The 15,927-nt window shown below is 46.1% G+C and carries 13 protein-coding genes; all 13 read right to left on the reverse strand.

All coding sequences use genetic code 11. The features are described 5' to 3' along the window. Positions 1-198 precede the first annotated feature (198 nt). The 13 genes from codY to V1498_RS14435 all read right to left on the reverse strand — a co-directional run bounded on the left by codY (position 199) and on the right by V1498_RS14435 (position 15,911). On the reverse strand, positions 199-978 hold the full coding sequence (codY, locus tag V1498_RS14375; protein ID WP_409292264.1) for a GTP-sensing pleiotropic transcriptional regulator CodY: 780 nt from the start codon (positions 976-978) through the stop codon (positions 199-201). A gap of 158 nt (positions 979-1,136) precedes the next feature. Next, complete coding sequence (gene hslU / locus V1498_RS14380) at positions 1,137-2,546, reverse strand: HslU--HslV peptidase ATPase subunit (RefSeq protein WP_409294385.1); 1,410 nt, start codon at positions 2,544-2,546, stop codon at positions 1,137-1,139. A gap of 20 nt (positions 2,547-2,566) precedes the next feature. Then, positions 2,567-3,109 (reverse strand): ATP-dependent protease subunit HslV, encoded by a 543-nt coding sequence (hslV, locus tag V1498_RS14385; protein WP_409294386.1) that lies wholly within the window; start codon positions 3,107-3,109, stop codon positions 2,567-2,569. Positions 3,110-3,147: 38 nt separating this feature from the next. Next, complete coding sequence (xerC, locus tag V1498_RS14390) at positions 3,148-4,041, reverse strand: tyrosine recombinase XerC (RefSeq protein WP_409294387.1); 894 nt, start codon at positions 4,039-4,041, stop codon at positions 3,148-3,150. 59 nt (positions 4,042-4,100) lie between these two features. Continuing rightward, a complete protein-coding gene (gene trmFO / locus V1498_RS14395; protein ID WP_409294388.1) occupies positions 4,101-5,408 on the reverse strand; it encodes an FADH(2)-oxidizing methylenetetrahydrofolate--tRNA-(uracil(54)-C(5))-methyltransferase TrmFO in 1,308 nt (435 codons plus the stop codon). Positions 5,409-5,696: 288 nt separating this feature from the next. Beyond that, positions 5,697-7,772 (reverse strand): type I DNA topoisomerase, encoded by a 2,076-nt coding sequence (gene topA / locus V1498_RS14400; RefSeq protein WP_409294389.1) that lies wholly within the window; start codon positions 7,770-7,772, stop codon positions 5,697-5,699. A gap of 260 nt (positions 7,773-8,032) precedes the next feature. Beyond that, a complete protein-coding gene (dprA, locus tag V1498_RS14405; RefSeq protein ID WP_409294390.1) occupies positions 8,033-8,920 on the reverse strand; it encodes a DNA-processing protein DprA in 888 nt (295 codons plus the stop codon). An 89-nt stretch (positions 8,921-9,009) separates the two neighbouring features. After that, entirely contained in the window at positions 9,010-9,912 is a 903-nt protein-coding gene (gene sucD, locus V1498_RS14410; RefSeq protein WP_409294391.1) for a succinate--CoA ligase subunit alpha, read from the reverse strand. An 18-nt stretch (positions 9,913-9,930) separates the two neighbouring features. Then, positions 9,931-11,091: an ADP-forming succinate--CoA ligase subunit beta gene (gene sucC, locus V1498_RS14415; RefSeq protein WP_409292248.1), complete on the reverse strand. Its 1,161-nt coding sequence runs from the start codon at positions 11,089-11,091 to the stop codon at positions 9,931-9,933. Positions 11,092-11,243: 152 nt separating this feature from the next. Next, positions 11,244-12,338, reverse strand: a complete 1,095-nt coding sequence (locus V1498_RS14420; protein ID WP_409294392.1) for a DUF871 domain-containing protein — start codon at positions 12,336-12,338, stop codon at positions 11,244-11,246. A gap of 305 nt (positions 12,339-12,643) precedes the next feature. Then, complete coding sequence (locus V1498_RS14425; RefSeq protein WP_409294393.1) at positions 12,644-14,008, reverse strand: PTS transporter subunit EIIC; 1,365 nt, start codon at positions 14,006-14,008, stop codon at positions 12,644-12,646. 30 nt (positions 14,009-14,038) lie between these two features. Continuing rightward, positions 14,039-14,923, reverse strand: coding sequence for an N-acetylmuramic acid 6-phosphate etherase (gene murQ / locus V1498_RS14430; protein ID WP_409294394.1), 885 nt, complete (start codon positions 14,921-14,923; stop codon positions 14,039-14,041). A 136-nt stretch (positions 14,924-15,059) separates the two neighbouring features. Then, on the reverse strand, positions 15,060-15,911 hold the full coding sequence (locus V1498_RS14435) for a MurR/RpiR family transcriptional regulator (protein ID WP_409294395.1): 852 nt from the start codon (positions 15,909-15,911) through the stop codon (positions 15,060-15,062). Positions 15,912-15,927: the final 16 nt, after the last annotated feature.

A 15,927-nucleotide genomic window follows, 5' to 3' on the forward strand; every position in this document is an offset into this window, starting at 1 on the left:
CAATTTTTTTATTGAAGGTGAATCTCTTTATACTCGATATTAGATGACGATTGAAAAATTCCGGCCATTCGCGCTTCTTTGTGATTTTCAAATACTGCATGAACTCACAGTCTATTACAAAAAAAATAAAGAGGCCCGGAAATTTCTTTCCGGACCTCTTTTTACAGGCTAATTCCCCATTAGATGCAGGAAATTCTATCAGCTGCTTTTCAGCTTATCAAGCTCAACCAGGAACTTGGAATTCAGAACTTTAATATAAGTACCTTTCATTCCAAGGGAACGGGACTCAATGACTCCCGCACTTTCAAGCTTCCTCAATGCATTCACGATTACAGATCTGGTAATGCCCACACGGTCAGCAATTTTGGACGCGACAAGGAGGCCTTCATTTCCTTTCAATTCTTCAAAGATATGCTCAATGGCTTCTAATTCACTGTATGAAAGGGAGCTGATCGCCATTTGGACAACGGCCTTGCTCCGTGCTTCCTCTTCGATTTCCTCAGCTTTTTCACGGAGGATCTCCATACCGACTACAGTTGCGCCATACTCAGCAAGGATCAGATCATCGTCATGGAACTTCTCTTCTAGCCTGGCAAGAATGAGTGTTCCAAGGCGTTCGCCGCCGCCGATGATTGGGACGATGGTGGTCAGGCCCGCACTGAATAATTCTTTATTCTCAACAGGGAAAGCAGTATATTCACTTTCAATGTCGATGTTGGAAGAGGTTTCCTGGATGGTTGAAAGACCTTTGATGTATTCCTCAGGGAATTGGCGGTCTTCAAGCATCTGCTTCATACGCTCGTTTTCTATCTGCTGGTTGATTGAAAAGCCAAGAAGCTTCCCTCTTCTGCTCACGACAAATACATTCGCTTCAATTACCTCGCTGAGGCTTTCCGCCATTTCTTTGAAGTTAACCGGCTTCCCGGCAGAGCTTTGCAGCATGCTGTTAATCGTTCTTGTTTTAGTCAATAAATTCATTACTAAATTTCCTCCTACCTAGTGCCATATTAAGTATAATTGGCTTATATAAACATATTTCTTATGCAATGACCTACGATATTTGAGGAAAAGCTTTGAAATCATCCATTTGTTAACTACCCTAACAGTTTCAATTCAAACTTAGAGTGTACCCAGCCTTATAAAATGAACTGGCTGAGATCTTTATCCCGTGAAATGGTTCCTAGCTTATCCTCTACATATTGAGGTGTGATTGTAATTTTTTCCATTGTAATGTCCGGCGCCTCGAAGGAAAGATCCTCAAGGAGCTTTTCCAGAATGGTGTGGAGCCTTCTAGCTCCTATATTATCGGTATTCTGGTTCACATCGAAAGCTACTTCAGCGATTCTACGAATAGCTTCGTCAGAAAATTCAATTTGTATACCTTCTGTTTCCAATAAAGCCGTATATTGCTTTAAAAGGGCATTGTCAGGCTCATGAAGGATGCGGACAAAGTCATCCACCGTCAGCTTCTTCAATTCCACACGGATCGGGAAGCGTCCCTGCAGCTCCGGTATTAGATCAGAAGGCTTAGACATATGGAAGGCTCCAGCTGCCATAAAGAGGACGTGATCGGTTCTCACAGGCCCATACTTCGTGATGACTGTCGATCCTTCCACTACAGGAAGGATATCACGCTGGACACCTTCGCGGGAAACATCGGCAGAAGAGCTGCCAGACGATTTGCTTGCAATCTTGTCGATTTCATCAATAAAGATGATGCCGTTCTGTTCGGCTCTGTAAACAGCCTCCTGTGTAACATCTTCCATGTCTATCAGCTTGCCTGCTTCTTCATTAGTCAGGACCTTTCTGGCTTCGCTCACCATAAGCTTCCTTTTTTTGGACCGCTTTGGAATGAGGCTTCCAAGCGCATCCTGCATATTCATGCCCATCTGCTCCATGCCGGACCCCTGCAGCATATCAAACATCGATGGAGCCTGTTCCTCGACCTCTACAGTCACCATTTCGTTCTCAAGCTCCCCTGCTGCAAGCTTAGCTTCCACAGCTTTCCGCTTTTCATAGATGCTGTAATCCTCGGTTTCGGTTTCCTGCTCCTGCTCCTGCTGCATTCCTCCGAAAAGCATTTCAAGCGGATTTTTAAAGTTGCCGTTCGCTTTCTTGGCAGCCGGCACGAGGAGTTCCACCAGCCGTGCATTGGCATTTTTTTCTGCCCGTTCTTTCACGGCAAGCATTTTTTCCTCTTTGATCAGGCGGACAGAAGTCTCGGCAAGGTCCCTTACCATTGACTCAACATCCCGCCCGACATATCCTACTTCAGTAAATTTTGTAGCCTCTACTTTTACAAAAGGAGCACCGACAAGTTTGGCCATCCTCCTGGCGATTTCGGTTTTACCAACACCGGTAGGACCGATCATCAGGATGTTTTTGGGTACCACTTCATCCCTCAGCCTGTCCTTGAGCTGCATTCTCCTATAGCGGTTCCTGAGCGCAATCGCAACTGCTTTTTTAGCGTCGTTTTGCCCGACTATATACTGATTAAGCTTTTCAACGATCTGTCTTGGAGTCATGTTTTCCCTGGTCGTCTTCATATTATCACTCCTTTTCGGAATTAGAGCTCTTCTACAATGATATTGGAATTTGTATACACACATACCTCTGAAGCGATATCAAGGGATGCCTTGGCGATTTCGCGTGCATTCAGATGCTCACCCGAATACCGTTTAAGCGCCCTTCCGGCAGACAGCGCATAATTTCCTCCTGAACCAATGGCAAGGATGCCGTCATCCGGCTCGATTACTTCCCCTGTACCGGATACGAGCAGCAGATCTTTCTGGTCCATGACTATAAGCATGGCTTCAAGCTTTCTCAGGACTTTATCGCTTCGCCACTCTTTCGCGAGTTCCACAGCTGCCCTCTGCAGATTCCCGTTATATTCCTCAAGTTTCCCCTCGAACTTCTCAAACAGTGTGAATGCATCGGCTACAGATCCGGCAAACCCGGCAAGGACCCTGCCGTTGAATATCTTGCGCACCTTCCTTGCGGTATGCTTCATGACCACAGCGTTGCCGAATGTAACCTGTCCGTCACCTGACATTGCACATTCACCATTATGCTGGACAGCAAATATTGTTGTAGCATGGAAATTACCCATAACGTTCTCCTTTCAACACCTTTGATAAAATGGGCAGGTTATGCCCTTGGATGTGCGGATTGATAGACCTTCCTGAGCTGTTCCTTTGTTACATGTGTATATATTTGAGTGGACGAGATCTCAGAGTGGCCCAATAATTCCTGTACGGTCCTGAGATCGGCCCCATTATTCAACAGGTGTGTGGCAAAGGAATGCCTGAGCATATGCGGATGCAGACTCTTATCCTTGGCTGCCTTCTTTATGATCCGGTCTAATATGTACCTGACCCCCCTGGCAGTCAGCGGGGACCCTTTTGCATTCACGAACAAATACTCATGTTCTGCACCCTTAAGCAATGAGCTTCTGATGGATAAATACTCCTTGACGGCAGCAAGAGCCAGGCCTCCGACTGGCAGGTATCTGTCCTTCCTTCCTTTTCCATGAACAAGCAGGGTGCCAAGGCCCGCGTCAAGATCCTTCAGCGTGACCGAACAGCACTCGCTGACCCTTATGCCCGTTCCATACAGCAGCTCGAGCAGTGCAAGGTCCCTTTTTCCCATGGGGGTTTCTTCCCCACAGACTTCAAATAGCGGCTGCAGCTCCTGTTCATAAAGGAAACGGGGAAGTTTATGCTCTTTTTTCGGAAGCGATACCTGGGCAAATGGATTGGACTCCACTGCCTTCTCCCGCATGAGGAATTTATAAAGACTGCGCAGGCAGGATGTTTTCCTGGCTATGGTTTTTTTTGCGAGCTTCTTGTCATGCAGAACCGTCAGGTAGTATCTGGCATCTGTATATTCAACCATCTCAAATCCGGAAATTTTATGATCAGTCATGAATTCCATGAATTCATTGATGTCTTTCAGGTAATTCGAAATGGTATGCTGCGAGCTGTTCTTTTCTACCTGCAGATACTCGATGAAAGCATCCGCCTGGATCTTTTCAGTTTCCATACTGCCTCCCCGCAAAGCTTCTAAATAGTAACATAGTTTATATAGCCAGGCAATTTATTTTACAAACTTTTCACAAAGTTCTGAATTGTTTCTAACGCCCGGTTTGCATGCAATTCATTGCGGTCTTTTTTAGCTTTGATCCGTTTCTCAAGATCCGGGAACAGGCCAAAGTTGGCATTCATCGGCTGGAAGTTCTTAGTGTTGGCTGAGGTGATATATCTTGCCATGCTTCCAATAGCCGTTTCCTGCGGAAACTCAACCGGCTCCCGGCCGGCCACCAGCCGAGCCGCATTAATGCCTGCTGCAAGTCCTGAAGCGGCAGATTCTACATAACCCTCTACCCCTGTCATCTGGCCGGCGAAGAATAAATCCTCACGGGCACGAAGCTGATATGTCGCCTTCAGCACTTTAGGAGAGTTGATGAATGTATTGCGGTGCATAACACCGTATCTGACAATTTCTGCATTCTCAAGGCCCGGTATCAGCTGTATAACCTCTTTTTGCGGTCCCCATTTAAGATGTGTCTGAAAACCTACTATATTATATAATGTACCGGCAGCATCATCCTGCCTTAATTGGACAACGGCATAAGGCCGTTTGCCTGTCTTGGGATCCTCCAGGCCGACTGGTTTGAGCGGGCCGAACAGCATGGTCTTTTTACCGCGCTGAGCCATCACTTCGATCGGCATACAGCCTTCAAAGAATATTTCTTTTTCAAATTCCTTTAATGGCACTGTTTCTGCAGCCGTAAGCGCCTCATAAAAGCGGTCGAACTCTTCCTCATTCATAGGACAGTTCAGGTAAGCGGCTTCTCCTTTGTCATACCTTGATTTCAGATACACCTTTTCCATATCGATGCTGTCTTTCTCAAGAATGGGAGCTGCCGCATCATAGAAGTAAAGGTATTCTTCGCCAGTCAGCGCCTTTAACTTCTCGGCAAGGGCCGGGCTTGTCAGCGGGCCTGTCGCAATGATTGTCGGCCCTTCAGGGATTTCAGTTACCTCTTCATTATAGACTGTTACATTTTCATGGTTCTTTACCATCTCTGTCACTCTGGCGGCAAATTCATGCCGGTCGACGGCAAGCGCCCCGCCCGCTGGCACCGAGCAGGCGTCTGCAGACGATATGATGATAGAGTCAAGCTTCCTCATCTCTTCCTTAAGTACTCCTACAGCATTGGTCAGTGTATTGGCACGTAAAGAATTGCTGCAGACAAGCTCGGCAAATTTATCTGTATGGTGGGCAGGCGTCTGCCTGACCGGGCGCATTTCAAACAGGTTTACCTTGATCCCTCTCTTTGCGAGCTGCCAGGCTGCTTCACTGCCAGCAAGGCCGGCGCCGATTACATTAACTGCTGCTTTTTCCATTTTACGAACCTCCGATAACATCTATGAATTATAAAATGATTTATTTTAAACTATCGTTTCCTTAAATGATCAGCGTAAAACATGACTGTTTCACAGGACAGATTGTGCAAGTCCGAACAAAGCATTATAAACCATAAACTCTATACTTGTCCATATGCATTTTACAATACGCGTGAAAATAAAAAAAGTTTCATGATTTCTGGTTTTTCCTGAAGTTTTTTAAGAAACGGCTTTATAATATCCTAACTTTCCCCCCATTTAAAAAGCAGGTGGGGAATCCCCACCTGTCTAGCTTTGCGGCTCTTCTTTGTAATCGCAGTTCACACATTGAACCTGAATGCCCTTTTTAAGCTTCTTTTCCACCAGGAAATTGTCGCATTTCGGACATTTCCGCGCAAGCGGCTTATCCCATGAAATAAACTCACATTCAGGATATCGATCACAGCCGTAGAAGATCCGTTTCTTCTTGCTTTTTCTTTCGATGATATTACCTTCATGGCAGTTCGGGCACTTAACGCCAATCTCCTTGACAATGGCTTTGGTATTGCGGCAGTCAGGAAAATTGGAGCAGGCCATAAACTTGCCGTAACGTCCCATTTTAAAAACCATGGGACTTCCGCAATTCTCACAATCCTCGCCTGCAGGTTCATCTTTTATTTCGACTTTCTCCATCTCTGCTTCTGCTTTTTCAAGATGTCCTTCGAAGTCTTTATAGAAATCGTCGATGACACGAACCCAGGCAATCTTTCCGTCCTCGATGTCATCCAGGTCCCTCTCCATCTTTGCTGTGAAATCAACATCAAGAATATCAGGGAAGAATTCAAGGATGAGATCCAGTACGATTTCACCAAGCTCGGTTGGGATGAACCTTTTATTATCAAGTGCGACGTAGCCGCGCTTCTGAATAGTATCAAGTGTCGGTGCAAAGGTGGAAGGCCGCCCTATCCCGAGCTCCTCCAGTGTCCTTACGAGCCGTGCTTCTGTATATCGCGGCGGCGGCTGGGTAAAATGCTGTTTCTTATCCATATCCCCTGCTTTCGCGCGGTCGCCTTCTTCAAGTACAGGCAGGAAGTTTTCCTTTTCTTCTTCTGAATCGTCCGTTCCTTCTACATACACCTTCATAAACCCGGCGAACTTGATTTTTGATCCGGTCGCCCTGAACAGCACACCAGAATTTTCAAGGTCCACGCTCATTGTATCCAGAATGGCAGGGGCCATCTGGCTTGCGACGAAGCGCTCCCAGACCAGCTTATACAATCTGTATTGATCCCTTGAAAGATAGTCTTTGACGGAAGCAGGATCCCTTAAGGCGCTTGTTGGCCGGATTGCTTCATGGGCATCCTGTGCATTGGTTTGCTTTTTGTCCTTTCTTTCTTCGGCAACGGCATATTCGGCGCCATATTGCCCGGAAATGAATTCCCTGGCTTCATTTTTCGCTGTGTCGGAAATCCTTGTTGAGTCAGTTCTCATATAAGTGATGAGTCCGGCGGTCCCTTCTTTGCCGATCTCGATTCCTTCGTAAAGCTGCTGGGCAATCATCATTGTCTTTTTCGCCCTGAAATTAAGCTTCCTGGCTGCCTCCTGCTGGAGCGAGGATGTCGTAAATGGGGCAGCAGCATTTCTTTTGCGCTCTTTCTTGGTGACATTGGACACCTGGAACTCATGGCCCTTCAATCTGGATAATACCGCATTGACTTCTTCTTCATTAGTCAGCTGCACTTTTTTACCATCCAAGCTGAAGAATGATGCTTCGAACAGGTCCTTGCCTTTCATGAACTCAGCTTTGATTGTCCAATATTCTTCTGGTATGAATTTTTGTATCTCTTTTTCACGGTCGATGATCAAGCGGACCGCGACCGATTGGACCCGCCCTGCGCTCAAGCCTTTCTTGACTTTTTTCCACAGGAGCGGACTGATGTTATATCCAACGAGACGGTCCAGAATCCTCCTTGCCTGCTGTGCATCCACAAGGTCCATATCGATCGGCCTTGGATGCTTGAAGGATTCTTTAATGGCGTCTTTTGTGATTTCATTGAAAACCACTCTGCAGTCGGATGAGGTATCGACATCCAGAGTATGCGCCAGATGCCAGGCAATTGCTTCCCCTTCCCTGTCGGGGTCAGCCGCCAGATAAATTTTCTTTGCCTTTTTAGCGGCTGTTTTCAGATCTTTTAATACAGGGCCTTTTCCTCTAATGGTTATATACTTTGGATTGAATTCGTTTTCAACGTCTACTCCCATCTGGCTCCTGGGCAAATCTCTCACATGCCCCATGGAAGCTTTGACCTTATATTTTTTTCCTAAATATTTTTCAATCGTCTTCGCCTTTGCCGGCGATTCCACTATTACCAGGTAATCAGACATTCAAAGTCCTCCTCAAAGAGGGATTAATAAATCTTCACTATTATTAAACATTGAAAAATGGTTTGTCAATCTTAAATCATTTTCGCACCTATGTATTCTGCCTGATTAAGGCGTAAGACATCGCGGTTTAAGAAATCCATTCATCCCATGTTTCTTCATTTATATCATATATTCAGAGTATTTATCCCATTGTTTTCTAACAGGGGCTTTTATTTTGCAAAAATGTATCCTACTTTGTCTAATTTATCAACTGATTCGATTCAATTTTGGTTTGAACCGGACATTTCTGCCTCAATATCTTGCCAGCTTAAGACGGGCGCAGCCCCGTCCTGTATCAATTTGTTGGTCCCCCTTGATTCTGGGCTCAGGATGCTGCCGGGCACTGCAAAGACGTCCTTCCCCTGCTCCATGGCATGATAGGCAGTAATGAGCGAACCGCTTCTTTCTTTTGCTTCTATTAATAAGACACCGGCAGAAAGACCGCTGATGATTCTATTTCTGTTCGGAAACATCCAGGGCTCTGCCTTCTTGAATGGGGAATACTCAGAAATGACGATGCCTTTTTTCATCATTTCGAGCGCAAGGCCGGTGTTTTCCCGGGGATAAATCTGCAGGAGGCCGCTTCCCAGCACCCCGATGGTTTTCCCGCCATGCAGGATAGCCAGTTTGTGAGCTTCCGTATCAATGCCGGCTGCCAGGCCGCTGGCTATGACATATCCTCTCTTGATTAAAGGCGGCAGGAGGTGCTTGATGACTTGAAGGCCATATGTGCCAGGCTTTCTGGAGCCGACAGCCGCGAGGATGCAGGCTTCTGAAAGAAGGCTCTGATTCCCTCTCGTATACAGCACCCAGGGCGGGTTGAAAATGTTTTTTAATGAAGGAGGATACTCGGAGTCTGAGATTGTGAGACATTCAATTTGATTTGCGGCATATTGCTCTAGGAGACGTTTGATGTGGAGGGTATGTAAATCATGATAAAAATTTTGGAGGTTTTCCTGGGGCAGGTCTAAAAGCTGTTTCCATTCGTTATAGCTGCGGTCATAAATTCTTGCAAGGTGTCTGTCCTTTTTCAGGATGTGATAAATCGCCTTCCATCCAATTCCCCTGCAGTGATCCAGATGAATTAATCTTTCTTCCCATTTGTCCAATTGCACACTTCCTTTCCATAGGAAAAAGCCGAGAATGCCCTGTTTCAAAGGGACTTGCCCTTTTAGGGCATCCTCGGCAAAAAAGCTTATTAATGAGTCTTACATTTGTCGTAAATTCCTTTTTCCTTTAATACGGAAATGAGGGTTTCGCCCATAACAGATGGTGTTTCTGCGACTTGGATGCCGCATTCATTCATAACACGGATCTTTTCGTCAGCAGTTCCCTTTCCGCCGGAAATGATGGCGCCGGCATGGCCCATACGCTTTCCTGGCGGTGCAGTTCTTCCACCGATGAAGCCTACCACAGGCTTTGTCATATTGGCTTTGATCCACTCTGCAGCTTCTTCCTCCGCCGTTCCGCCGATCTCACCGATCATGATAACAGCATATGTGTCTTCATCTTCGTTGAATGCCTTTAATACATCGATAAAGTCTGTGCCGTTGACAGGGTCTCCGCCGATACCTACAGCTGTAGTCTGGCCAATGCCTGCTTGTGTAAGCTGGTGTACCGCTTCATATGTAAGCGTTCCAGAGCGGGATACTACCCCTACATGCCCTTTTGTATGGATATAACCAGGCATGATTCCGATCTTGCACTCGCCTGGAGTGATGACACCCGGGCAGTTAGGCCCGACAAGGCGGGTCTTTTTGCCTTCCATATAACGCTTAACTTTAACCATATCCAGAACAGGAATATGTTCTGTGATGCAGATGGCGATGTCAAGCTCTGCGTCTACGGCCTCAAGGATTGCATCAGCCGCAAAAGGAGCCGGCACATAAATAACGGAAGCATTGGCACCGGTTTGGTTTTTTGCTTCTATTACTGTATTGAAAACAGGTACACCTTCCACCTCGGTGCCGCCTTTTCCCGGTGTCACCCCAGCCACGATCTGTGTGCCATATTCAAGCATCTGCTTTGTATGGAATAGAGCCGTTGAACCTGTGATTCCCTGTACAATGACTTTAGTATCTTTGTTAATGAATACGCTCATTTTTGTCCCCCCTGCCTTTTAACCTACTAATTTAACGATCTTTTCTGCGCCATCTGCCATTGAACCGGCAGCAGTGATATTTAATCCAGATTCATTAAGGATCTTCTTGCCCAGGTCTACGTTTGTACCTTCAAGGCGCACAACAAGCGGCACATTCAAGCCAAGCTGTTTTGTCGCAGCAACAACACCTTCAGCAATAACATCACACTTCATGATTCCGCCAAAGATGTTGACGAAAATGCCTTTTACATTCTGGTCGGAAAGGATGATCTTAAACGCTTCCGTTACCTTTTCTGCAGTGGCACCGCCCCCAACGTCAAGGAAGTTGGCCGGATCTCCGCCGTAGTGCTTGATGATGTCCATCGTTGCCATGGCAAGGCCTGCACCGTTTACAAGACAGCCGATATTGCCGTCAAGCGCGATGTATGTCAGATCAAATTTGGAAGCTTCAATTTCCTTTGGATCTTCTTCTTCTAGATCTCTGTATTCTACTATATCTTTATTTCGGTATAGTGCATTGGCATCGAAGTTCAGCTTAGCATCAAGTGCCATTACTTTCCCGTCGCCAGTGACTACAAGCGGGTTGATTTCAGCAATAGAGCAATCTTTTTCAGTGAAAGCAGTGTAAAGGCTCATCATGAACTTGACAGCCTGTCCAACCAGCTCTTTTGGGATATTGATATTGAATGCGATCCTTCTGGCCTGGTAGCCAGTAAGCCCGACTACAGGGTCGATCGTCTCTTTAAAGATTTTCTCAGGCGTTTTTTCAGCTACTTCTTCAATTTCTGTACCGCCCTCTTCGGAAGCCATAAGGACGATCCGGGAAGTGGCGCGGTCAAGAACGAGTCCGATGTAGTATTCTTTTTTGATATCGCATCCTTCTTCGATCAGAAGGCGCTTGACTTCTTTTCCTTCCGGGCCTGTCTGATGCGTAACAAGGGTCTTGCCAAGAATTTCACCAGCATACTTCTCGACTTCTTCAAGGCTTTTGGCTACTTTTACACCGCCAGCTTTTCCGCGTCCGCCGGCATGAATCTGCGCCTTGACAACACAAACCTTTGTCCCTAGCTCCTTAGCAGCCTCTACTGCTTCATCAACTGTAAAAGCAACACGGCCATTCGGAACAGCTACTCCATATTTTCTGAGGACTTCTTTCCCCTGATATTCATGGATATTCATTTCCCATCCTCCTATCAAACTATCACAATAAAAAATAGACTGCGCTTTCATTGTATAAAAAGAAAAAATATCTGTCTACCTTTACGGCGCGAATCCTGTCTTTAATTTAAATTATTTTTCTAAAATTATATTTTTTTAGATTTTTTTGCTGTTTATTGCGGTTCATTGTTGAAAATTGTCATGTCCTTGAATGTGAAAGTTTTTCCGGGATAAAGATATGGAATCAATTCAATATCCTGGCCCCTGATATGGCCAATTACATTCACATTGGGATCAGCATCAAGCGGCTCTTTGATGATCTGCAGTTCACCCTGATAGCGGCCGTACTGCTCATTGTCGATCGTGATGGCCCCTGCCTTGCGGTCCTGCTGCCGTCCAGGCTTGATCACAGCGGCATTGGCTGCAGCATAGATGCGTGAAGGCTCTGACCGTATAACATCCCGGGATGGGTCGGGACGGCTCTTGTGGGCAATGCCCGCAATATCCCTTTCAGCTGGCGTCACCCCAGGCAGGAACTCGGCATCCAGCTCAAGGATGCCTGCGGAATATTTTTTGAATTTATTCATTGTCCCCGGTGTCAGGGACCTGTCCCCTATCAGCACTTTGGAAACATGGCATACATGGTGGAGATCCAAAAAGGATGCAAATGGACTCCTGCCCCTGTGGTCCTCCAAAGTGGGAAGTCCTTTAAAAATCGGCCCTCTGAGGTTTTCGTCCCCTGGCACAAAGGCCATTACAGTAAAACCAAGACTTTCAAGCCATTTATTTTTTTCAATGAAAGCTTCTTTATCGAGCCCGGTCTCCGGCCGCGGATAATAATTATGCCAGGCCTCTGCATTTTCAAAGCACATGCCCAAATCGTTCAGCCGGTTATAAAAGGCTTCATCAATTGTACTGGCATTCAAAGCTACCTTCATTGTGTTTGAAAGTGCTGCTATGGTTTGTTCTTCAATTCCATAATCCATCCGGAGGCCGGTTACCCCCAGTTCTTTGATTCTCTCCATCTCCCCATTTTCAATCCCTAAGTATTCGAGTGAAATCGGGGAAATGTCAGCCATCAATTCCATACCAAGTCCTCCAGCCTGACTCCCAAGCATTTTCAATAAGGCCGGGAACTCTCCGGAATCATCTTCCGGAATATGCAGCGATGTGAAGATAGAGGAAAAGCCTGCAGTCTTCATCCGTTCAAGATACTTCCCTTGTGCTTCCTGGTCCATGTGGCCTAAATATACTGATACACCAAGCATTGTTATCCTCCTTTATGAATAGGCTGTTTTCGCATACATTGTTGCTATTGAATAAGAAAGTGGATTTCCACTGCAGGCGCTCGCTTTCCGCGGGGCGGGCGGTGAGCCTCCTCGGCTTTGCCTGCGGGGTCTCACCTGTCCCGCTGCTCCCGCAGGAGTCTCGCGCCTTCCGCTCCAATCCACTTGCTCAATAATTAAATCCCCTCACAGACTTATTTAAAAAACAACAATCTCTTAGAAAAGAGCCAATGATTTAATGATGAAAGCCCGGTGCTCCTTCAAATAAGGTGCGCCGGGCCATATCATCATCTCATATTATCTGCCATGCTTTCTTTGAATCCGAAGGTATAGGTAAAGATAAAGCCGAATACGTAAGCTATGATCAATCCCAGGATATAGAAAACAAATTTATTGTCAGCGATCAAAGGTGTCAGCGAGATTCCAGAAACACCAATGCCCGTTGAAGCTGTTTTCATGACAGCCTGGAATGCCCCGCCGCACGCTGCTCCAAGACAGGCGGTTAAAAATGGACGTCCAAGCGGAAGTGTTACCCCATACAGCAGGGGCTCCCCAATTCCCAGGAATCCAACAGGCAGACCACCTTTGATGATATTTTTAAGCATTTTGTTTTTTGTTTTCACATAAACGGCAATGGAGGCTCCAACCTGGCCGGCCCCTCCCATTGCAAGGATGGTAAGAAGCGGAGTGGCATCAAGTTTATTGATGAACTCCAGATGGATCGGAGTGAGTCCGTGGTGGAGACCGACCATGACCAGCGGCAGGAAGGTTCCCGCAAGCACTGCTCCGGCAAATGCCCCGCCTATGTCAAGAACCCCATTAATTCCTTTTGTGATTCCATCTGATAATATTCCCGCAACAGGCTGGACCACCACCAGGGTAATGATGCCTACAACAAGGACGGTAATTAACGGCGTCACGATGATATCGACTGAATTGGGTACAAAACGGCGTGCCCTTTTTTCAATGACGGCCATCAGCCATGCTGCGAAGATGACGGCAAACAGTCCGCCGCGTCCGATGACCAGAGGGTCGCCAAACACCTTGATCGTTGCGAGCGCCGGGTTGATGATAATAGCACCGGCAATCGCGCCAAGTGCAGGAGTTCCCCCAAATTCTTTCGCCGTATTCCAGCCCACCAGGACGCTTAGGATGGTAAATACACTGCCGCCCAGAAGAAGGAGGATCTGCATCCAGGTGGTTTCCGGGTTTACGCCGGCATTTTTGGCAAAGTTTGCTGCACCATTAATGATTCCTGATGCTACAAGCGCGGGGATGAGCGGTATAAAAATAGAGCCGATTCTTCTTAATAAATTTTTAAAAGGAGTATTATTGCGTGTTTTAATCTCTGATTTTCTTATATCCGCGAGGTCTGCATGGGAAGCTGCTACTTCTCCTACCTGCAGGCCGGTCAGTTCGCTCATCTCTGCTGCCACTTTATTTACGAGTCCAGGACCCAGAACAATCTGCAGGGTTTCGTCTTCAATGACTCCCATCACTCCATCAATTTTCCTGATAGCCTGGATATCTGCCAAGTCCGGGTTTTTAAATTGAAGCCTAAGCCTTGTCATACAATGCGCCACCTTGAGAATATTCTGGGCGCCGCCTGTTTGTGCAGTGATTTCCTGCGCTAAACGCTGTTCCTTTCTCATCCTTCTTCCCCCCATATCATTTCTTTGCTATTAAATTGCTTTGCGAACAAAACCTTCCGATGCCTCTAGTCTTCTGCCGGCCTCTTCTGCATTGCAGTCAGCCAGCACCATGACGATTGCCTTCTTGACATGGCCGCCTGCCTGATTATAGAGTTCCGAAGCTTTCTCGTAATCGACCTCTGCTGCTTCCATTATAATTCTTTTGGAACGTTCTACCAATTTTTTATTAGTAGGCTGGACATCGACCATCAAGTTTTTATAAACTTTGCCGATGCCAATCATGGAAGCCGTCGAAATCATATTAAGAACAAGCTTCTGCGCAGTCCCTGCCTTCAGCCTTGTCGATCCTGTCAGGATTTCACTTCCAGTGTCTATCTCAATTGGAATCTGGCTTAAACGGCTTATTTCAGAATTTGTGTTGCAGGATATGCTGCCTGTGATTCCCCCTTTTTCTTTCGCGTATTTTAACCCTCCAATCACATATGGAGTCCTGCCGCTCGCCGCAATTCCGATCACTACATCGCTTGTCGTGAGATTGATGGATTGCAGATCTGATGCAGCGAGTTCCATAGAATCCTCCGCACCTTCAACTGCAGCAGTAAAAGCCTTTTCTCCGCCTGCAATCAGTCCTATGACAAGGCCCGGAGGTGTCCCAAAGGTCGGCGGGCATTCTGCAGCATCCAGTACCCCAAGCCTGCCGCTCGTCCCCGCTCCTAAATATATAATCCGGCCATTGTTTTTTAATGCATGAATTGTGGCGGTAACCAATTTATCAATCTGCGAAAGCTGTTTTTCAATCGCAGCAGGAACCGATTTATCCTCTTCATTCATAATTTGGAGCACTTCTAAGCTAGTCAGCTGATCTAGAGTCATCGTTTTATCGTTTCTTTTTTCTGTAGATAAGTTCTCCAGCACTTTGCCACCCCTTTCACGTTGTTTTGCATACGCTTTCATTATATTCATTTAGAAATAAACATTCAATAACAATTTAATCTATTTTGAATTAAAATTTCACTTCCTGTAAAAATAAAAGCATTCTTGGAAGAATGTCTTATTTTCTCTGCTGAAGGACTTTATTTCGTGATTTACTGAAAGATTCCATGATATTGCTCCCGATTTGATGGAAAATACTTAAATATAGGCCGTCTATGATATTCAGCTGGGCAATCCTTGACGCAATGCTGCCTATCCTGTATTCCTCTTCTACATCAGGGAAACACAGCTTGATATCCGCAATTTTATATAGCGGCGATTTCTTCAAAGAGGTGATGGCAATCACTGTCACTCCATGCTCAGCCGCAAAGGATGCCATCTGGAGAATTTCTTTTGTCTTGCCTGAGGTGCTTATCGCAATGAAAACATCTCCCTTTTTCATGGCCGCTATATAAGATACCATATAGTGAAAATCAGAAGAGGCTGCCGCATTGAGTCCAAGCCTCATGAATTTATATTGGGCATCGATTGCGGGCGGATATGAACCGCCTGCTCCAAAAATGGCAATCTTTCCGGCGGTTTTAATCACTTCCACACCTGTATTGAAATCTTTCTTGTCGAGGGTGTTCAATGAAAGCTCCAGTGCTGTTTTATTAAAATAGGTTACCTTATTGAACAGGCTTTGAGGATTGTCCTTTTTATTCAGCAGGGAGAAATTGTTTATGTTCTCATCGGTCAGAGTGTTTTCTTTTGCCAGTACTACCTTCAGCATCTTAAAGCTTCCCACCCCGATGGTCTTGCAGAATCGGACTACGCTCGCCTCACTTGCATCAGCCTGCACAGCAAGCTCCTTGGTCGTCATGGTCGGGATGAATTCCGGGTGCTCAAGGATATAGGAAGCTACCTTCTTCTCTGCGCCAGTAAACGAATTCATATTAGATTTTATTTTTGCCAGGATGCGAAGTTCCATTGTATAACCCCCAGGA

The organism is Paraperibacillus marinus (genome assembly GCF_046237605.1).
In the GTDB taxonomy this organism is placed as follows: domain Bacteria; phylum Bacillota; class Bacilli; order Bacillales; family DSM-1321; genus Paraperibacillus; species Paraperibacillus marinus.